Raw genomic sequence first — 20740 nt, 5'->3', positions numbered from 1 at the left:
TAACCTGACTTTCTCTCATGGAAAATAGAGTTCCTGAAATCAAAACAGTGGAAGCCCCCGAGGGCATCGAAGGCGCTGGCTTCTTCGCCACCTCGCTGGAAAAAGTAGTGGGCATAGCCCGTGCCAACTCGCTCTGGCCACTTCCTTTCGCTACTTCCTGCTGCGGCATCGAGTTTATGGCTACCATGGGCTCCCGCTACGATATTTCCCGCTTCGGCTCGGAGCGCCCTTCCTTCTCGCCTCGGCAGGCCGACCTGCTGATGGTGATGGGCACCATTGCCAAGAAAATGGCTCCGGTGGTGAAGCAGGTGTACGAGCAAATGGCTGAGCCCCGCTGGGTGCTGGCTATGGGTGCCTGTGCCTGCTCGGGCGGCATCTTCGACACCTATTCGGTGCTGCAGGGCATTGACCGGATTATCCCGGTGGATGTATACGTACCGGGCTGCCCACCCCGCCCCGAGCAGGTGCTCGACGGCCTGATGCGGGTGCAGGACCTGGCTAAAAACGAGTCGTTCCGCCGCCGCAACTCGCCCGAGTATCAGGCCTTGCTGGCGTCGTATAACATTAAATAGGTAACGAGTATTGGGTATTGAGTAGCTAGACTTTTTACTGTCGGCAGCTCAATACTCAATACCAGATACTCCATACTCAGAAATGGCTGACCAGAAAGAAGAATCCCCGGTGGCTCAGGAAGCCGCGGCAGCCCAGGACCCCGCTGCGCAGAAAAACGCCCAGCTACTGGCCTTGCTGCATCGCCTGTTTGGAGCCGACGCCTTCACCGACGTGGAGGAGCCCTATGGCCTGCTAACGGCTACCACTACCCGGGAGCGGATCCACGACATCATTGCGGGCCTGCAACAGGATCAGGAGCTTCAGCTCAACTTCCTGACGACTATGTGCGGCATGCACTTTCCGGAAAAGGAAGGGCAGGAATTGGGCATGGTGTACCACCTGCACAGCCTGGTACACAACGTACGCCTGCGCCTGAAAATCTTCTTCCCGATTACTGATCCGGTAGCACCTACGCTGACGGACCTTTACGCAACGGCTAACTGGATGGAGCGCGAGGCCTTCGACTTCTTTGGCATCATCTTCCCCGGCCATCCCAACCTGATGCGCATCCTCAATGTGGAGGACATGGACTACCATCCCATGCGCAAGGAATATGCTTTGGAAGATGGTACCCGTGAAGACAAAACCGACCTGTTCTTTGGACGATAATTCTTAGAACTTAGAAATGAGAGCTTAGAACGTAGACTGTTCTTGTTTTCAGACCTCTTTCTCCAACTTCTAAGCTCTAAGTTCTAGGCTCTAAGCTCTGAAAAAATGGCAGTAAACGACACGCTGGAAGGCACGCACAAGATTATCGAAGAAGCGCGCGAGCAGCAGCCCCGGATTAACCCGCTGGCGCCGACCGTGAACGACTTCAACCAGGAGTTGACGACGCTGAACCTGGGTCCCACGCACCCCGCTACCCACGGCATCTTCCAGAACATTCTGCAGATGGACGGGGAGCGGATTGTGTCGGGCGTGCCGACCATTGGCTACATCCACCGCGCTTTCGAAAAGATTGCCGAACGCCGACCCTTCTACCAGATTACGCCCCTGACGGACCGCATGAACTACTGTTCGTCACCCATCAACAACATGGGCTGGCACATGACGGTAGAGAAGCTGCTGGGCGTGGAAGTTCCTAAGCGCGCTCAGTATATCCGGGTTATCCTGATGGAGCTGGCCCGCATCACCGACCACCTGATCTGCAATGGCATTCTGGGCGTGGATACCGGCGCCTTCACCGGCTTCCTTTACCTCATGGATGAGCGGGAGAAGGTGTACGAAATCTACGAGGAAGTAAGCGGCGCCCGCCTCACCACCAACATGGGCCGCGTGGGCGGCATGGAGCGCGACTTCTCCGACGTGGCCATTGCCAAGCTGCGCGCCTGGCTGAAGACCTTCCCGGCCGTGATGGCCGAGTTTGAGAAGATGTTCAACCGCAACCGCATCTTCATGGACCGCGTGGTGGACGTAGGCGGCATTTCGGCCGAACGCGCCCTCAACTACGGTTTCACCGGCCCCAACCTGCGCGCCGCCGGCGTCGACTACGACGTGCGGGTGATGAACCCCTACTCCAGCTACCAGGATTTTGAGTTTGAAATTCCGGTAGGCACCAAGGGCGACACCTACGACCGGTTCATGGTGCGCAACGAGGAAATCTGGCAGAGCCTGCGCATCATCAACCAGGCGCTGGAAAACCTGCCCCAGGGCCCCTACCACGCCGATGCCCCGCACTACTACCTGCCCCCCAAGCAGGCCGTGTACAAGAACATGGAGGCCCTCATCTATCACTTCAAGATTGTGATGGGCGAGATTGAGGCTCCGGTTGGTGAAGTCTACCACTCGGTAGAAGGCGGCAACGGCGAGTTAGGCTTCTACCTGGTTTCCGATGGAGGCCGCACGCCTTACCGCCTGCACTTCCGCCGCCCCTGCTTTATCTACTACCAGGCCTACACCGAAATGGTAGTGGGCCAGACCCTCTCCGACGCCATCGTGACCCTGTCGTCGATGAACGTAATTGCCGGGGAGCTCGACGCGTAGTTTTTTGCTGAACACAACTGATATGGAATCAACTGCTACCAAGCCGCAATTCTCCGAAGCCGCCAAGGCCGAAATTGCGCGCATCTGCAAGCAATACCCGGAGGAGCGCCGCAAATCGGCCATGCTGCCGGTGCTGCACATTGCCCAGGCCGAGTTTGGTGGTTGGGTTAGCCCCGAGGTGCAGGATCTGGTGGCCGAAGTGCTGGGTGTGAAACCCATTGAGGTGTACGAGGTATCGTCCTTCTACACCATGTTCAACCTCAAGCCGGTAGGCAAGCACGTGCTGGAAATCTGCCGCACGGGCCCCTGCATGCTGCGCGGCTCCGACGAGCTGACGGCTCACCTGGAGCGCATCACGGGTGCCAAAGTGGGCGGCCCGGCCTCCGAAGATGGTCTGTTCACCCTGAAGGAAGTGGAGTGCCTGGCCGCCTGCGGCTTCGCCCCCATTGTACAGGTACGCGAGAAGTACTACGAGCAACTCGATACCCCGGAAGCCGTGGACGCCATGCTCACGGAGCTGCGCAACCAGGTGCACCGCCCCGCCCTGCCCTGGGAAGAAACCGGCCTCCCCAACGCAGTGGCCAACAACTAACGTCTTTCAGCTCTGAACCTATGGGACGCAAACTGCTGACCGAACATATCAACGTTGAAGGCATCGACACCCTGGAAGTGTACCGTAAGCACGGTGGCTACCGCTCGGTGGAGAAGGCCCTCAAAACCATGACCCCCGATGAGGTGGTGGAAGAAGTAAAGAAGTCGGGCCTGCGGGGCCGCGGCGGCGCGGGCTTCCCCACAGGCATGAAGTGGAGCTTCCTGGCCAAGCCCGAAGGCGTGCCACGCTACCTCGTCTGCAACGCCGATGAATCGGAGCCGGGCACCTTCAAGGACCGCCAGCTGATGTCGAAGCTGCCCCACCTGCTCATCGAGGGCATGATTACGAGCTCGTACGCGCTGGGTGCCAACACCTCGTACATCTACATCCGCGGCGAGTTGTTGTACGTGCTGCGCATCCTCGAAAAAGCCATTGCGGAGGCCTACGCGGCCGGTTTCCTGGGTAAGAACATCCTGGGCTCGGGCTACGACCTAGACCTGCACGTGCACCCCGGTGGCGGCGCTTACATCTGCGGCGAGGAAACTGCCCTGTTGGAAAGTCTGGAAGGCAAACGTGGCAACCCGCGCAACAAGCCCCCATTCCCGGCCGTGCAGGGCCTCTACGCCCGCCCCACGGTGGTAAACAACGTGGAATCCATTGCCGCCGTGCCGGTAATTGTGAACGAGGGCGGCGACGAGTATGCCAAAATTGGGGTGGGCCGAAGCACCGGCACCAAGCTAATTTCGGCCTGCGGCCACCTCAACAAGCCCGGCATCTACGAAATCGAGCTGGGTCTGCCCGTCGAGGAATTCATCTACTCCGATGAGTACTGCGGCGGCATCTGGAAAGGCCGCGACCTGAAGGCCGTAGTAGCCGGTGGCTCGTCCGTTCCAATCCTTCCCAAGGAGCTGATCCTGAAAACTGCCGCCGGCGAAAACCGCCTGATGACCTATGAGTCGCTCAGCGACGGGGGCTTCGTGACGGGTACCATGCTGGGCTCCGGTGGCTTCATTGCCATGGACGAGACGACCTGCATCGTGCGCAACACCTGGAACTTCAGCCGCTTCTACCACCACGAGTCGTGCGGGCAATGCTCGCCCTGCCGCGAGGGTACGGGCTGGATGGAGAAAGTGCTGCACCGCCTCGAGCACGGCCACGGCCACATGGAAGACATCGACCTGCTGGTGAGCGTGGCCAAGCAAATCGAGGGCAACACCATCTGCCCCCTCGGTGAGGCTGCCGCCTGGCCGGTAGCCGCCGCCGTGCGCCACTTCCGCCACGAGTTTGAGTGGCACGCGACCCACGCCAAGGAAGCCGCCCAGCCCGGCGCGGTGTACCGGCCAAGCGGTGTACTGGTGTAATAACAGAACGTCATGCAGAGGCGCAGCCGAAGCATCTCGCTCGTGTAGTAATCAATAGTACCACAACGTCAGCACGCGAGATGCTTCGCTCCGCTCTGCATGACAGACGATTTTCGATAATGGCTAAAATAACCTTTGATGGCGTTGAGGTAGAGGTACCAGATGGAACTACTATCCTGAATGCAGCCCGCCAGATTGGCGGCAGCATCGTGCCCCCGGCCATGTGCTACTACACCCCGCTGAAAGGCTCGGGTGGCAAGTGTCGCGCCTGCCTGGTACGCGTGGCGGCCGGCTCGGCCAAAGACCCACGTCCCATGCCCAAGCTGGTGGCCTCGTGCGTGACGCCGGTGCAGGACGGGATGGTAGTGGAAAACACCACCTCGGAGCAGGTACTGAACGTGCGCAAGGGCATTGTGGAGATGCTGCTCATCAACCACCCGCTGGACTGCCCCGTGTGCGACCAGGCCGGGGAGTGTGATCTGCAGAACTTTGCCTTCGAGCACGGCGTGAGCACCACCCGTTACCAGGAAGAGCGCCGCACCTTCGAGAAAATTGACATCGGCCCGCTGATTCAGCTGCACATGACGCGCTGCATCCTGTGCTACCGCTGCGTGTACACGGCCAACCAGATTACCGACAACCGGGTGCATGGTGTGCTGGGTCGCGGGGATGCTGCCGAAATCGGCACCTACATCGAGAACATCATCGACAACGACTTCTCCGGCAACGTCATTGACGTGTGCCCGGTAGGTGCGCTAACGGACAAGACCTTCCGCTTCAAACAGCGGGTATGGTTCACCAAGCCCGTAAATGCCCACCGCGACTGCCCCAAGTGCTCCGGCAACGTGGTGCTGTGGTACAAAGGTAAAGACGTGCTGCGCACCACGGCCCGCAAGGACCAGTACGGCGAGGTGAAAGAGTGGATCTGCAACGAGTGTCGCTTCGAGAAAAAGGAAACCTCGGACTGGACTATTGAAGGCCCGGCGCATATTGACCGCTCTTCCGTTATTTCGGCCAACCACTACGAGTTGCCCGTGCTCAATCAATCGGTAATAGCCGACTTGCCCGAAAGCACCCAGCGCGACCTGGAAAAAAATCCTCCGCTGAAATTAGGCAACTGATTTTCGGCTGTTAGCTGATGGCTGATGGCTGTTAGCTTTCTTTGCTACTTCCCCGAACATAAAGCTAATGGCTAACAGCTATTAGCCAACAGCTCAAAAACATGATTGAACTACCCGCACTAGGCTGGCAATCCATTGTCATCTTCGTTGTTTTCGCGCTTTCGCTGCTCATTGCAACCTATTGCACCTATGCTGAGCGCGTGATTGCGGCGTTTCTGCAGGACCGGGTGGGCCCCGACCGGGCCGGACCCTACGGCCTGTTGCAGCCCCTGGCCGATGCCGTGAAGATGTTCACGAAAGAGGAATTCTTTCCCGGCGGCGCCAACAAAGCCCTGTTCGTGTTTGGTCCCTGCCTGGCCATGATTACGGCCCTGATGTCGTCGGCCGTAATTCCGTTTGGCAACAACATGAGCTTCGGCAACAATGCTTTCTTCCTGCAAGGCATTGAGGTGAACATCGGTATGCTGTGGGTGTTCGGCGTAGTATCGCTGGGCGTGTATGGCGTGATGATTGGCGGCTGGGCTTCCAACAACAAGTTCTCCCTGCTGGGCGCCATCCGGGCCGCTTCGCAAAACATCAGCTACGAGCTGGCCATGGGTATGGCCCTGATTGCCGTGCTGATGATTTCGGGTACCCTGAGCCTGCGCGACATTACGCTGCAGCAGTCGGTGGCCGGGGAATGGCATTTCTGGAACATCGTGAAACAGCCGCTGGGCTTTATCATCTTCCTGGTGTGCGCCTTCGCCGAAACCAACCGCACGCCCTTCGACCTGCCCGAGTGCGAAACCGAGCTGGTAGGTGGCTACCACACCGAGTATTCGTCGATGAAGCTGGGCTTGTACCTGTTCTCAGAGTACGTGAACATCTTCGTAGTGTCGGCCGTGATGAGCGTGCTGTACTTCGGCGGCTTCAACTTTCCCTTCCAGTACGAGCTGCGCGACTGGTTTGTGAGCAGCCAGGGCTGGGAGCTGGCCTCGGCCCAGAACCTGATTACGCTGCTGGGTACCGTAGGGCTTTTCCTGAAGATCTTCGCCTTCATCTTCTTCTTCATGTGGATCCGCTGGACTTTGCCGCGCTTCCGCTACGACCAGCTGATGCGCCTGGGCTGGACGATTCTCATCCCGTTGGCCGTGTTCAACATCCTGCTCACCGGCGGCCTCATCCTGTTCGGGGTGATTTAAGTAACCTCTTCACTTACTTTGCCTTCCGGCTCACTACGGGCCGAAGGGCGAAAGGAACCATAGTATGCAACTCACCAACCGAGCCAAGAAGCTAGAAAAGAAGCCGATGACGCTGGCCGAGCGGGCTTATCTGCCGGCCATCTTTCAGGGGCTAAGCATCACGATGCGCCACTTTTTCATGAAGAAGGCTACCGTGCGCTACCCCGAGGAAGTACGGCCCTTCTCCAACGTGTTCCGGGGCCTGCACGTGCTCAAGCGCGACGAGCAGGGCCGGGAGCGGTGCACGGCCTGCGGCCTGTGTGCCGTGGCTTGCCCTGCCGAAGCCATTACCATGGTCGCCGGCGAGCGGAAGAAAGGTGAGGAAGGCCTCTACCGCGAGGAGAAATACGCCATCAGCTACGAAATCAACATGCTGCGGTGCATTTTCTGCGGCCTCTGCGAGGAAGCCTGCCCCAAAGCCGCCGTGTACCTGCAGCCCGACAAGATGGCCCCACCGCGCTTTGAGCGCGACGAGTTCATTTACGGGAAAGACCGCCTGGTGGAGCCCGTGTCGCCGGACGAGCGGTCCATTCGCGGCATTCAGCTCACGCCCGAGCAAGCTGACACGCTGCGCAGCAAATTGCAGTCGGCGTAACCTATCCTCTTCTCCTCCATGTCTCCACTCTTCCTTTTTCTATCGTTTGTGGCGCTGCTGAGCGCGCTGGGTGTGGTATTCGCCAAGAATCCGGTGCACAGCGTGCTGTTCCTGATTCTGACGTTCTTCTCCTTGTCGGGGCACTATCTGCTGCTGAACGCGCAGTTTCTGGCCGCGGTGAACATCATCGTCTACGCTGGCGCCATCATGGTGCTGTTCCTGTTCGTGATTATGTTCCTGAACCTGAACGTGGATACCGAGCCGCACAAGCCCGCGCTGGCCAAGGTTGCCGCCGCTGTAGCTGGTGGGTCCCTCCTGCTCATTCTGGTGGCCGCCCTGAAAGACGTACAACCTACCGGCGTAGCCGCTGGCACCGCTTTCAACTCCCAAATTGGCATGGTAGCCCAACTGGGCATGAAACTCTACACCGACTTTTTGCTGCCCTTCGAGCTGGCTTCGGTGCTGTTCCTGGTAGCTATGGTAGGCGCCGTGATGCTGGGCAAGCGCGAAGCAGGCGAGCGGAATTTCTAATCAACAGCCCTCAAGCAACAAAAAGCAGCTTCTGAAGTATCAGAAGCTGCTTTTTGTTGCTTGAGGAAATATTTCCTTTCTAAGAGAACAGAAAGTACCGCTCTACTAATTTCCCTGTGAAGTTTACCCCTGAGGAGCTAAGCTTTTTACTTGATACTACAGGGCCAAACAACATCAAAGCCGTAGCGGCACCTGATTCCTCAGGTGCCGCTACGGCTTTTACCTATACCGAGGCCGGTTGATCCGGCTCGGTGGACCGGCGGCGCATCCAGGCCGGGCCGGTGCAGACGCCTTCCATCTTCTGGCGAAATTTTTCCTGTTCCTCAGGGGTCAGGCCGGCCATGCGCGACTCCATCTTGTGCTTCCACTGGCGGCGGTGGCGGGCCCAGCCTTTGTGGCCTTTACCGCCCCGGCCCCAGCCCCCAAACAGGATGCGGGAAAGCACCAGCAGCCCCAGCGCCTGCCAGAAGCCGATGAGCGGCAGGTTGAACAGCGCGGGCAGCAGCCAGTTCCACAAGTGCATGGTGACGTAGCCAGCTAGGGCCACAAACAGCAGAATAAAGAAGGTAATTTTGAGGCCGCGCAGCAGCCAAAAGGAGCGGTTCATGAGAGTTTGATTTATTTGTTGTCCGTTGTCGACAGCCCAGGGATGGGGCCTACTTCGGCCACTTAGTCGGTAAATAGCTCGGTGTAGAGCTTTTGCAGGCGTTTGCGCAGGTGCTGTACGGCGTAGTGCTTGCGCGAAATCAGGGTCTTGAGCGGCACCCCGGTTTCCTCTTCCATTTCCCGGAAGGTTTTGTCTTCCAGCTCGTGCCAGATAAACACCTGACGCTGGGCAGCGGGTAGTTCGGCCAGCGCCTCGCTGAGGGCCTCCATCAGGGTCTGGCGCAGAAGTCGGTTTTCCGGCGCGTCGTCCACGGCGGGCAGGATATCCGCCAGCAACAAGTCATTTTCCTCGTCGCCGGAGTACGCGGCCATTTCGGCTTCCAGAGAAGCCGTTTTCTTGCGCCGGTACAGGTCCGTGATTTTATTGCGGGCCACCCGGAACAGCCACGCGGCGGCCTGCTCTACGGGCTTGAGCATACGGTAGCTTTCCACCAGTTCGGCAAAGACATCCTGCAGAACGTCTTCTGCCTCGTTGGGGTCGGGAATACGGCGGCGGATGAATTGCAGCAGCCGGCCGCGCTGCGCACGCACGGCCTCCTGTATCTGCTCGTCCTGGTGGCCGGCCGTCATCAGTGAGGCATCGAGGGGTAAAGCAATGGTTTTCATTCTACTGGCGCAGACGCACCAGCCAACAATATACTTTAGCGGTGCTGAAAATATTCTGGCCACCGCTCTTCTCCCGTTTACGGAGGCGTAAACTCCCGTAGAAGGGGCGTAAAGCCCCTTAGAAGTGGCGTAAACACCCCTAGAAATGGCGTAACGCCCCTTCGAAGCGGCGTAGGCACCCGTAGAAGGAGCGTAACCCCTCTTAGAAGCGACGTAAGCACCCGTAGAAGTGGCGTAACGACCCTTCGAAGCGCCGTAGACGCGTGTCGAAAGGGCGAAGAGGCCTGTCGAAGCGGCGCCGGGCCTTTACTGGAAGTGGTAGAGGAAGGTGATGACACCGGAGTACGCAGGCTTTTTGCTGCCCTCGATTTCCAGCACTACCTCGATACGGGCCTTGGCTATGCCCCGCAGGTCTTTCACTGACAGCAGCTTGGCCCGCAGCCGCACGGCGCTATCCACCAGCACGGCTTGGTTGAAGCGCAGGCTTTCAATTTCGTAGTTGACCTGCATCTTCAGGTTCTCGATAACCACCAGCTGCGCCCAGAGGTAGGGCAGCAGCGCCACCGTGAGGTAGCCGTGCGCAATAGTGCCCCCAAAGGGTGACTCGGCCCGGGCACGCTCCTGGTCGAGATGAATCCACTGAAAGTCGAGGGTAGCGGCCGCAAACTGGTTGATTTGCTCTTGGGTGATGGTGTGGGCGGCGGAAGTGCCCAGCTCCTGGCCTTCGTACTGTTGGAGTTCGGCCAGGCTACGAATAGTAAGCGTCATGTAACAGGGAATTTTAGCGGCGGTGAAGGTACGCATCCCGTCTTCACCGAACGCAAAAAAAGGCGACCCCAAAGGAGCCGCCTTCTTCAGGAGGAAACTACGTGGTTATTCTACTATCAGCTTCTGCACGAGGCGCCCGCCAGCGGTTTGCAGGGAAACGAGGTACACGCCCGCCGCCAGCTTGACGGTGGGCTGCACGGTGATGTCCTGCTGCTGCTGGGTCAGGCCAACGGGCATTTCCTGCACTACCCGGCCAAAGCCGTCGGTGATGCGCAGGGTGCCGGTAGCGCCTTGCATGCCCACCGCGCGCACCGTGAACTGCGTGCCGCTGGTGGGATTGGGGAAGGCCTGGAAGGAGGCTTTAGCCAAAGTAGTTACCTGTACCGTTACGGCTTCGCTATAAGCCGTACGGCCATCCAGGTCTACCTGGCGCAACCGGTAGTAGGCCAAGCCCTGGTAGGGACGGGCATCCACGGCCGTGTAGGCATGGCGGGCGGAGGTAGTACCCTGCGCGTCTACCTGGGTTACGGCTTCAAACGTGGTACCATTCAGGGAGCGTTCTACCACGAAGTAGGCGCTGTTGCGCTCCGACGAGGTAACCCAGTTCAGCTGTACCGTGGCGCCGGTAGCCTTGGCCGTGAAGCTCACCAGCTCTACAGGCAGTGGGTTGTCCACGGTGTTGGTAGAAGCCAGGGAGAAGTAGGTTTCGCCTACAATGGTGGTAGCGCCCGACACGGCATATCCAGCCGGAGCAGCGGGCGAGAACACCCCCGAACCACCCGCGTTGGACCAGGGGCCCGTAGCGGTGGTAGCCCGGGCAATGCGCAGGTTACCGGGTACGTTCACGCCTTCGTCGGTACGTACGTTGGTGTTAAAGCTCAGCCGCACGGTGGGGCTGGTGATGGTGCCCGACAGCAGGTTGATGCGGTAGTAGCGGGTACGCGAGAGGTTAGCCAGGCCCGAGCCCGTGACGAAGGAGCCAGTAGGCGCTGTATTAAACATTTCTACCAGCACCACGGCGTTCGAGCCGCTAGCCTGCCGGATGGTAACCGGGCGGTAATACTCGGCGTTACCCACCGGGAAGCTGCGCGAGGCGTCGGCCGTATTGGGGAAGCTGATGGCCAGCTTGCCGAAAACGAAGGCAGACTGACTTTCCCCCACCACGGGCTGAATAGCCGTATTCGTGAGGGACAGCGTGTTGGTACCCGTTACGATGTTGCCGTTGTCGAGATTAAGCAGGTAAGAAACCGATGCGCTCTGCGCCAGGGTCAGAATCCCACTACCCGACTTGTAAACCTGATAGAACTGGGTGGGCACCGTACCGGCTACGGAGCGGTTACTGTTGCTCAGGAAGCGCACCGTGCTCGTACCACCGGTGTAGGTGGCCGAGTTGAGCCAGTTTCCCTGCAGTAGAATTTCTCCGCTGCCTCCGGCAAAGCTGCCCACGGTATTGGCAAAGTCGCCGTCCAGAGTGAGCTGATTTGCATTGGCCGTATATACGCCCGCATTAGTAAGCGTGCCCGTCACCGACATGGCGCCATTGCTGGCGCTGAAGTTGCCCGATGTCGTCAGGTTCTGTCCCACGGTTACGGTCCCCGTTTGGCCTGTCCCGTTGAAGGTGCCCGAGTTTACGAGGCTGGTTGCTACCTGCAGCGCCCCGGCATTCGAAGTGAAAGTGCCGGAGTTGGTGAGGGAAGCGCCCGTGCTGATGTTGCCCACGCCAGCGGTAATGGTGCCGGCATTCACAATGGCTCCGGTAACCGTGGTTTTACCCGTACCCAGGGTGAGCGTCCCCCCCGACTGGTTGTTCAGGGTATACGCAATAGTCAGGTTGCCATTGCCCAGGTTGATGTTCCCGCTATTGGTGAGCGACTTTGTGGTGCTGAGCAGGGTAACGTCGATGTTGCTGTTATTGGTAACGGTGGTTGAGGCGGCCACGTCGAAAGAGCCGTTGATTTGCAGGCTCTGGTTGCCCAGCGACTTAGAGGTACCCGTACCCGAGAAGCTCAGGTTGTTGTACACCGAGCGGGGCGGCAGCGTCACGATAGTACCATTGTAATCGACGGTACCGCCCGTGCTGCTGGTAAAGGCCGTGAAGTTACCGGCCGGGAACGTAGAGGAATTGATAACCAGCGTACCGGTACCCGTCACCACGCCAAAGTTGTTGGCCGTAAAACCGGCCACGTTCAGCGTACCATTCAGCACCAGGGAGGAAGCTCCCCGTCCTGGCCCGTTGGTATTGATCAGGTGCGTAGGCAGAATAACCACGGGGTTGGCGGCCGAAGGGAATGTAGTAGGCAGCGGAGCAGAGTCCGAGCCATCGGCGTTGAACGTCCAGGAAGCAGCCGCGTCCCAGTTGGCACCGGAGCCTGTTTGCGTGGCGTTGCGGCTATAGTACGTTTTCACCGCACCAAACTCGGTTGGAGCTCCGGCCGTGTAGTCCCCGTCAATGTAGTTCACCCCTGTCAGGGTCAGCGTATTATTGCCGGTGCTTATCGCGCCAGCAATGCCGTTCTGTGGCACCCACGCATTCGTCAGGTAGCGCCCCGCGAAGAAGTTAGGCTCAGTCGTAGTGGCAGGAGCGGGCACATCCGTCTGCTGGTAGGTGTACTGCTGCGTTACGGTAGGGTTGCTCAGGCCGGTGCTGCTCACGCGCCAGTAGTAGTTCAGCTCCAAGTTGGAGGCATCGGTGGTGGAGGGATGCTTCACGTTCACGGGGTTTACCGTGATGGTGCCGGCCGCGCCGTTGCTGGTCAGGTTGAAGCTGGCGGGCGTGAACTTAGTAACCGTGCCTACCGGGAATACAAAGGAGCCGGTGCCACTGGCAAAGGCTTTTTCCACGCCGGCATCGGCCACAATACCGTTGGTACGGATAAAGCGTGTGGTAGTGGCTGCGGTAGTCGCGGCCCCCACAATGGCAGTGCTGCTGGTATTGGTCAGCTTCAGCAGGTTGGAGCCAATGCTCAGGATACCGTTGGTGAACGTGAGCACCCCATCAATTTGCTGAGCTGCCAAAGTAGTAGCACCCAAGCTGTTGTTGAGCTCCAGGTTGCCGAAGATACCGGCGCCGCTGCCCCCAATGTTCTGATTGGCCGTACCCTCCAGCAGGATTTTGCCCGTGCCGCTGTGCTTGGCGGAGTTCAGCACGTTGCCCAGCACCTTAATGGTGTTGCCGCCATCGTTCAGCGTTCCTTTCGTCAGGGTGAAGGTGCCGTTTACCAGCAAAGCGGAGCTAGGCTGCAGCGTTATCTGGCCGTTTGTGAAGGTATTATTTACCGTCAGGTTGCTGAACACCGTCAGGTTGGCGGTGGTACCGGTTACCAGCTGGCTGGCGGCGCTGCCGTTCAGGGTAGTGGTTTGCGTGCTGGAGCCTACGCGGTATCCGCCCCCAGTAATGGTGGTGCTGGCCGAGCCGTTGCTATTGCTGAAGTTGCCCGCTACCGATACATCAAAACCATTGGCATTGAAAACGGAATTGCTGCTGCCAATGCTGAGGTTGCCACCCAGAATGAGCGGGTTCTGCACCAGCGTGCCCGTGGTGGCGTTGCCAGCCGGGGCGCTGGCCACCGTCAGGCTGTACAGCGGAATGGCGGTATCTACGTTCAGGTTTACGGTGCCGATGCCTGCCGTGCTGCCCAGGATGATTTCCCCCCCGGTTACGCTGCTGGTAGCCGGGTGCAGATACAGGTCGGCAATGACGCCACCGTTGTTGTTGGTACGGTACAGCGTGAGCGTGCCGCCCGACATAGTGAAGGAGCTGTTGGTATTGAGCACTTCAAACTGCGCCCGGGTGCTGCTGGTAGAGCCGTAGCCTTTTACCAGTACTGCGCCGCCACTTTGCGTGTAGGCCAGGGCGCCTTGGGTGGTCGTGAGCGGGCGACGAATCTGGCCGTTCACGTTCAGCGTGCCGGTACCGATTTCGATTTCCGGTTCCGTTGCGCTGGAGTACTCAATGGTGTTATCGGTGGTAGCGGCCTGGTCGCCTACGTTGAGCGTACCCACCAGCGAAGCCAAGCGGCCCGCCAGCAGCAGGTTGCCGCCGGTGGCTACGTTGAGCGTGGCGCCCGTGCCGTTCACCTGCAAGCCCGCCGTGCTGCCCACGGTATAGTTACCCGTATTGACTTTTACAGTTCCATTGGCTTTGGCAAAGCTGAAGGTACCATTGGTCAGCACCAGCCAGTTGTCGGTGGTGGGCACGGTGAGCGTTCCGGCCACGTCCACGGTGAGCGTGGGCGTACGAGAGGAGCCTTTGTTTACGGTGAGGGTGTTGAAGGTCGTCGTGGTGCCGGTGCCGGTCACCTTGGCATCGGCTTCGTTTATAAACGTCACGTTCACCCGGCCTGTGCTGCCCGTAGGAGCCAGCGTAAAGGTGCCGTTGTTGGTCACGCCGCCGCCAATCTGCAGGGTGTTGGTCGTGGCGCCGTTGCCGATGCCGAAGGCAGCACCCGTGCCCACGAGCACGTCTTTGCCAACTACCACGCTGCGGGCCCCCGTGCCGTAGAACAGGCTGCCCAGCTGCTGATCAATTTTACCGTCGATGGTGAGGTTGCCGGCTACCCCCGCGTTCAGCGTAGCCGTGCCGGTGAAGCCGCTGCGCGTACCACCTCGCAGGTCGTTGTAGATGCGCAGATCTTGGGCCGGCAGTGTGAGCGTGAGGCCGCTGCCGGAGTTCAGCACCAGGTTGTAGTAGGAAGTGAGGCTCTGGCCGGTGAAAGATGTGAGCGGCACGCTAAAGCTCGTACCGGTAGTGTAATACTCCACCGTACCGCCCTGCTCGCCAAGGAAGCTGCCAAAGTCGCCGCCGGGAAACTGGGCCGGCGTGGTGGCCGAGGAGATGCGCAGCGTACCCGAGCCGTTTACCTTGGCCTCGGGCAAGGAGCCGAAGTTGTGCCCGGTCGTGGTGCCTAGGTCTACCACGCCCGTGTTATCGATCTGCAGGCTACCCGCGCGGGCAGCGTTGGCGGTAACCGTTACGGTGCGGCTGTTGCCCACGAAGGCCGGGTTGCCAGCTCCGGGGAAGGTGCCGGTGTTGACGGTAGAATTGTAGCTAACCGTCGACCAGGTTGAGGCCTGGTTCCAGGGGCCGTTGCTGATGCTGTAGTACTTGGTGATGGCCCCGAAGGCCGCCGTTTCACCCGCCGTAAACTCGCCGCTGGCTGGTACCGAGGCGAAGCTGATGACAAACTGGCTAGCGCCTTCTGCTACCTTGGTCACGTCTTCCGTTCTCGTCCACGTGGCCGTAGCCGGGTCGTAGTAGGCCGGAATGTAGCTGGTGATGGTACCCGTGGCCAGAGCATTGGCGGCCGTGAAGCTTTGGTCCGTCATGAGCGTCTGACCGACGGGCAGTACGAAGTCAGAGTTGGCGACCTTCCAGTAGTAGCGCAGCAGGTTGCTGCTCGTAGCGAAGGGGTTGGCCGTTTTCACCGGGGCCACGGTAATCTTACCGTAGCGGGAAGGCGCTGCCGTCAGGTTGATGACGGCCGGGGTGTAGTAGTTGGATGTGACGTTGCTGACCGTAACCTGGGTGCCCACGGGAAATACGAAGGCTTCCGAGGCGCCAAAGGTGCCGTAGGTTTTGCGGATGCCCCCGTCGCTCTGGTTGCCGCTGGTCCGAATCATGCGGGTTTGCGAGAAGCCCCCGCTGCCCGCCGCAATGGCATCAAGGCTCACCGAGGTAATGGACAGGCGCTGGGTGTTGATGTCCAGGATGTGGTTGCTGCTGAGCGTGAGCTTGCCACTCACAGTTTGCGCGGCGCTCAGCGAAGCCGCTACGGAGCCAGCGGCCAGCGTGCTATTGTTGATGATCAGGTTGCCGAACACGCCCGAGCCGTCCCCGCCCAGCGTCTGCAGGGTAGTACCGGCCAGCGTGATGCTGCCCGTGGTAGTGCCGCTGCTGGTGTGCGTAGCCGAGTTGAGGATGTTGCCCTGCACCGTCAGGGTTTTGCCGGCGTCGTCGAGCACGCCGTTGGTGAGCGTGAGCAAGTTGCGCACCAGGAAGGAAGAGGTGCCGGCCAGCTGCACGGTGCCGTTGGCTTTGTCCATAAGCAGGTTGTACAGCCCGCTGGTGATGGTGCCATTGTTGGAAAACGCCTGGTCCTGGCTGCCTGTGAAGCGCGTGGTGTTGGTACCGGGCGTATAAATCGTGCCCGAGGCAATGGTGAAGTCGCCTTGTACCGTCACGTCCAGGTTATTGGCGAGCAGCGTAGGGGTGTTCGAACCGCTCAGGGTCAGGTCATTCAGCACCACCAGGGGCTGAGCCGGCGTGTCTGCAACTCCGGCCAACGAGACCAGCGTAGCGGTATTGCCATTGACGGGGCGCGTAATGGTGAGGTTCCAGAAAGGGGCGGTACTGGCTACGTCGAAGCGTATGTCGTCGGCCGTGCCCGTGCCCGGCAATACAATGTTAAAGTCGCCGCCGGTGACGGAGTAGTTGCTGGCACTCACGCCAATATCGATACCCCCGTTGGCCACGTTACCCGTGCCTTCCGGGTTGTAGACGTTGATGGTGCCGCCCGAGAGGCTGTACGACTGCGTAGCGTAAGGAACCGAGAAGCGGGCAAAGCCTTTCTGGTTGTTGAGGTTGGCGCCGGTGCCCCGCACGTTGAGCGTACCGCCCGACATGGCGAAGCTCCCCAACGGGTTGCCTACTTTCACCGGGCTGAACTTCTCCACCGTCATGGTTCCCCCCTCAATCAGGTAGCTACCGATGTCACCGATTACGGCCCCGTCGTTGCCCTGGGAGGTAAAGCTGCCCGAGGAAAGCCGGAACAAACCCAGGCTGATCAGACCGCCTTTCACGGCGCTGGCCACCGTCACGGTGGCGCCGTCTACCCAGAGGCCGGCACTTGCCGGGATGGTGTAGCCTTCGTTGCCGTTGGTGGCATTCACAAAGTTCACGGTGATGTTGCTGGAGAGGCGCAGGGTGCCTTTATCCAGCACGATAATGTCGCCACTGGTGGCATTCAGCGAAAACAGCCCGGCTGAAGCCGCTACGATGCGCTGCACAAACTGGGAGCTGGTGCCCTTGCTAACGGTAATGGCGTTCAGGGTAGTAGTGCCGTTGGCCGTCAGCGTCCGGTCGTTGGTGCCCGTGAAGGTAATGTTGGTGGTGCTGGTGATATTGTTACCTCCGTTCAGTCCATTGTTGTAGTAGAATACAATAGAGCCGCCGCTGGCCACGGTAATGTTGCCGCTGGCCGTCACGGTGCTGACAGCTTTAGCCGCCTGGTTGGAGCGCCAGGAGGTGCCGGTGCCCACGGTCACGTCGCCGTTGGTCGTCAGGGCGGCGCCGTTGCCCATGGTGAAGCTCAGGGTCCCGGTACCCGTCCGCGAGAGGGTCAGCGCACCGTTCAGGGTGAGGGTGCTGTTGAGCACCATGTTCCGGTTGGTGGCCAACGTGTTCAGCAGACGCAACTCATTGTACTGCCCGCTGGCTGGCGTCGGCAGCACGGCGTTGTCGACCAGGTTGTAGTACTCCACAATGCCGGTATTGGCATCGTCGAAGTTGTTGGTGGTCACTACCGGAAAATTGACGGAGGCAAGCCGTAAAGTGCCTTGGCCCGAGAGCGAAGGTAGCGTTTGGGTAAACTGGCTGGTGCCCATATCCAGTACCCCACCCTTTTCAATCGTCACGGCCAAGTTGGAGCTGCCGACGTTGGCCGTCATGGTCACGGTATAGCCGTTCAGGATCAGTACCGCATCGTTGGTGCCGGGTACTAGGTTACTCGGATTTACCGAAGTGGAGCCGCTGGGGTCGGTAGTCCAGGTGGCGGCGCTGTTCCAGTTGCCCGTGGTACCCCCACCCGTAAAGGTGTAGTACGTGGCGGCCCTGGCTAGTGTGCTTCCCAGTAAGAGAAGAAAAAGCGTAACAAGTTGTTTCATGAGCAGCTAGTATATATTGAAGCAGGTTGGTGTTAAGTGGACAAATCAGCAAGGCAAGTACTGCAATTTCCTTCAATTTAGCATATTACCCTATATCTTCAACGCTTATTTCTAAACAAATTCTGAGCGGGCCTATACTGACTTTCCAGCCTATAGGCCAGCATTTTCAGGGGAGTCCCCTCCCGTAAACCGGCTCCTGCTGCTCCGGCATCTTCAATTATTTATCAAGAAATACAACGGATTAGTACAAAATACCCCAAGAGGTCAAAGCCGACCCGCAACTCTGCGACCAACACAACAGCCGGGTATGGATTTCCCGATTTTCAGGATACATTTGCCAGCTAATTGCCCCGTCGTGCCCCGGCCGATGGGGCTTCGTTCCGCCGCCAACGCTACCGCATGGACCAGAACATACCGCAGGTTATCCAAACGGTTCCTCTTCAGTACTACGTTTTCTTCGCCGCCGCCCTGTTCTCCATTGGGGTGCTGGGCGTGCTTACCCGGCGCAATGCCATCATCATCTTCATGTGCGTGGAGCTGATGCTGAACGCCGTGAACGTGCTGCTGACGGCCTTCTCGGCCTACCGCGCCGACCCCAACGGGCAGGTATTCGTGTTCTTCATCATGGCCGTGGCCGCTGCCGAAGTGGCGGTCGGGCTGGCCATCATCGTGATGATCTACCGCAACCTGCAGAATACCGACGTTAATCTGCTCAACCGCCTGAAGTTCTAGTTTTGGGTCTTGGGGGCTTGGGGTCTTAGGGGCTTGGTTTTTTTGTTCAGTTGAACAAGTTAAACCAACGAAACCTAAGCCCCTAGGCCCCTGAGTCCCCAAGTCCCTGACTATATGCAAGAAACTGTAATCCCCGCTGCCGGCGCGCCGTACTCCACGTTTCTGTACGTGCTTATTCCGCTGCTGCCGTTTTTGGGCTTTCTGATCAACGGGCTGCTCAACCGCAAGCTCTCGGGCACGGTGGCCGGCGCCATCAGCAGCCTGGCGGTGCTGGGCTCGTTCGCCATTTCGGTGTTCCTGTTCCTGAACTTCCAGTACCAGTACACCGTCACGCTGTTCGACTGGATTTCGGTCGGCTCGATGCAGATTCCCTTCTCCTACCAGATCGACCAGCTCAGCCTGATTATGCTGCTGCTCGTGACGGGCGTGGGCTTCCTGATTCACGTGTACAGCATCGGCTACATGCACCACGACGAGAACGTGGGTAAGTTTTTCTCCTTCCTGAACCTGTTCGTGTTCAGCATGCTGGTGCTGGTGCTGGGCGCCAACTTCGTGATTCTGTTCATCGGCTGGGAAGGCGTGGGGCTGTGCTCCTACCTGCTCATCGGTTTCTGGAACAAGAACACCGCCTACAACAACGCCGCCAAGAAAGCCTTCATCATCAACCGCGTGGGTGACCTGGGCTTCCTGCTCGGCATCTTCCTGATCTACCTGACCTTCGACTCGGTGCAGTACGCTGAGGTGTTCCAGAAAGCCAGCACGCTGCAGATTGGTACGGGTGTGGTAACGGCCATTACGTTGCTGCTGTTCGTGGGCGCTACCGGCAAATCGGCCCAGTTGCCGCTCTACACCTGGCTGCCCGACGCCATGGCCGGCCCCACCCCGGTTTCGGCCCTGATTCACGCCGCTACCATGGTAACGGCCGGTATCTACATGATTCTGCGCGCCAACGTGCTGTTCACGCTGGCTCCTGAAACGCTGGAAGTTATTGCCATCATCGGCGCGGCTACGGCTTTGTTTGCCGCCACCATCGGCCTGGCCCAGAACGACATCAAGAAGGTGCTGGCGTACTCCACCGTTTCGCAGCTGGGCTACATGTTCCTGGCTTTGGGCGTGATGGGCTACAGCACTTCCCTGTTCCACGTACTCACCCACGCCTTCTTCAAGGCGCTGATGTTCCTGGGCGCGGGCTCCGTGATTCACGCCATGAGCAACGAGCAGGACATGCGCCGCATGGGTGGCCTGCGCAAGGCCCTGCCCATTACATTCATCACCTTCTTCATAGGCTGCCTGGCCATTGCCGGCATCCCGCCCTTCTCGGGCTTCTTCTCGAAAGACGAAATTCTGCTGCACGCCTTCGAGCACAGCAAAGTGCTGTACGCGGTGGGCTTGTTCACGGCCTTCCTAACGGCCTTCTACATGTTCCGCCTGCTGTTCCTCACCTTCTTCGGCGAGTTCCGCGGCACCGAGGAGCAGAAGCACCACCTGCACGAGTCGCCAGCCTCAATGACGCTGCCGCTCATCGTGCTAGCCATTCTGGCGGCCGTGGGTGGTTTCATGAACGCGCCCTTCTTCCTGGGTGAGGAAAACGCCTACCTCTCCAACTTCCTCGCGCCGCTGTTCACCTACTCCAAGCAGCTGAACCCGGCCGCCTTCGGCGTACACGCCGACCACGCCACTGAACTCATGCTCATCGGCCTCTCGGTGGGCGCAGGTGTGCTAGGCATCATCCTAGCCTACGTACAGTACGTGAGCCGCGGGGTGCGCCCGGTGGAAGACGGCCAGTCGCGCAACTTCCTCGAAAACCTGATCTACCACAAATACTACATCGACGAGCTGTACAACGCCCTGATTGTGCGTCCCATCATGTGGCTTTCGCGCGGCCTGTTCCGCTACGTGGAAAACGGCGTCATCGACCCCATCGTGAACGGCTTCGGCCGCCTGACCATGGGTGGGGGCCAGCTCCTGCGCTACGTGCAAACCGGCTCCGTTGAAACCTACCTCATCCTGATGGTGGTGGGTATCGTGCTGGTGATGGCACTGAACTTCGTGAAATTCTAATTCTCCTCTGA

The 20740-nt window shown here is 59.3% G+C and carries 15 protein-coding genes; 11 read left to right on the top strand and 4 right to left on the bottom strand.

Translation table 11 applies throughout. From position 1 onward, the window contains the following. Positions 1-17: 17 nt before the first annotated feature. The 9 genes from HER32_RS13795 to HER32_RS13755 all read left to right on the top strand — a co-directional run bounded on the left by HER32_RS13795 (position 18) and on the right by HER32_RS13755 (position 8015). A complete protein-coding gene (locus HER32_RS13795) occupies positions 18-572 on the top strand; it encodes an NADH-quinone oxidoreductase subunit B (protein ID WP_149070765.1) in 555 nt (184 codons plus the stop codon). An 82-nt stretch (positions 573-654) separates the two neighbouring features. After that, positions 655-1221, top strand: a complete 567-nt coding sequence (locus HER32_RS13790) for an NADH-quinone oxidoreductase subunit C (protein ID WP_232066259.1) — start codon at positions 655-657, stop codon at positions 1219-1221. A gap of 105 nt (positions 1222-1326) precedes the next feature. Next, positions 1327-2595, top strand: coding sequence for an NADH-quinone oxidoreductase subunit D (locus tag HER32_RS13785; RefSeq protein ID WP_149070766.1), 1269 nt, complete (start codon positions 1327-1329; stop codon positions 2593-2595). Between the two features lie 22 nt (positions 2596-2617). Next, a complete protein-coding gene (nuoE, locus tag HER32_RS13780) occupies positions 2618-3187 on the top strand; it encodes a complex I 24 kDa subunit family protein (protein ID WP_168682277.1) in 570 nt (189 codons plus the stop codon). A gap of 20 nt (positions 3188-3207) precedes the next feature. Then, a complete protein-coding gene (gene nuoF / locus HER32_RS13775) occupies positions 3208-4548 on the top strand; it encodes an NADH-quinone oxidoreductase subunit NuoF (RefSeq protein ID WP_168682276.1) in 1341 nt (446 codons plus the stop codon). Between the two features lie 119 nt (positions 4549-4667). After that, positions 4668-5669 carry a 2Fe-2S iron-sulfur cluster-binding protein gene (locus HER32_RS13770; protein WP_187632064.1) on the top strand — a complete coding sequence of 334 codons (1002 nt, stop codon included), beginning with the start codon at positions 4668-4670 and terminating at the stop codon, positions 5667-5669. A gap of 104 nt (positions 5670-5773) precedes the next feature. Further along, complete coding sequence (gene nuoH, locus HER32_RS13765) at positions 5774-6850, top strand: NADH-quinone oxidoreductase subunit NuoH (RefSeq protein ID WP_232066485.1); 1077 nt, start codon at positions 5774-5776, stop codon at positions 6848-6850. Positions 6851-6914: 64 nt separating this feature from the next. Next, a complete protein-coding gene (locus HER32_RS13760) occupies positions 6915-7484 on the top strand; it encodes a NuoI/complex I 23 kDa subunit family protein (protein ID WP_149070771.1) in 570 nt (189 codons plus the stop codon). Between the two features lie 18 nt (positions 7485-7502). Further along, positions 7503-8015, top strand: coding sequence for an NADH-quinone oxidoreductase subunit J (locus HER32_RS13755; protein ID WP_149070772.1), 513 nt, complete (start codon positions 7503-7505; stop codon positions 8013-8015). A 223-nt stretch (positions 8016-8238) separates the two neighbouring features. Here the strand turns inward: HER32_RS13755 and HER32_RS13750 are convergent, their stop codons facing one another. From HER32_RS13750 to HER32_RS13735, 4 genes are all read right to left on the bottom strand, one after another. Further along, a complete protein-coding gene (locus tag HER32_RS13750) occupies positions 8239-8622 on the bottom strand; it encodes a hypothetical protein (protein ID WP_187632065.1) in 384 nt (127 codons plus the stop codon). 62 nt (positions 8623-8684) lie between these two features. Further along, the gene (locus tag HER32_RS13745) at positions 8685-9287 is read right to left on the bottom strand and encodes an RNA polymerase sigma factor (RefSeq protein ID WP_232066258.1); all 603 of its coding nucleotides are present in this window, start codon (positions 9285-9287) and stop codon (positions 8685-8687) included. Positions 9288-9593: 306 nt separating this feature from the next. Further along, complete coding sequence (locus tag HER32_RS13740) at positions 9594-10055, bottom strand: MaoC family dehydratase (protein ID WP_168682273.1); 462 nt, start codon at positions 10053-10055, stop codon at positions 9594-9596. Positions 10056-10160: 105 nt separating this feature from the next. After that, the gene (locus tag HER32_RS13735; protein ID WP_168682272.1) at positions 10161-17936 is read right to left on the bottom strand and encodes a T9SS type A sorting domain-containing protein; all 7776 of its coding nucleotides are present in this window, start codon (positions 17934-17936) and stop codon (positions 10161-10163) included. A 399-nt stretch (positions 17937-18335) separates the two neighbouring features. Here HER32_RS13735 and nuoK point away from each other — a divergent pair, with 399 nt between their 5' ends. Further along, on the top strand, positions 18336-18668 hold the full coding sequence (gene nuoK, locus HER32_RS13730; protein ID WP_044004096.1) for an NADH-quinone oxidoreductase subunit NuoK: 333 nt from the start codon (positions 18336-18338) through the stop codon (positions 18666-18668). A 114-nt stretch (positions 18669-18782) separates the two neighbouring features. Further along, positions 18783-20729, top strand: a complete 1947-nt coding sequence (nuoL, locus tag HER32_RS13725; RefSeq protein ID WP_168682271.1) for an NADH-quinone oxidoreductase subunit L — start codon at positions 18783-18785, stop codon at positions 20727-20729. Positions 20730-20740: the final 11 nt, after the last annotated feature.

The organism is Hymenobacter sp. BT18, assembly GCF_012273015.1.
GTDB classification, from domain to species: domain Bacteria; phylum Bacteroidota; class Bacteroidia; order Cytophagales; family Hymenobacteraceae; genus Hymenobacter; species Hymenobacter lutimineralis.
Note: the sequence above shows the minus strand (reverse complement) of the source record. Positions and strands in the feature narration are given on the sequence as shown.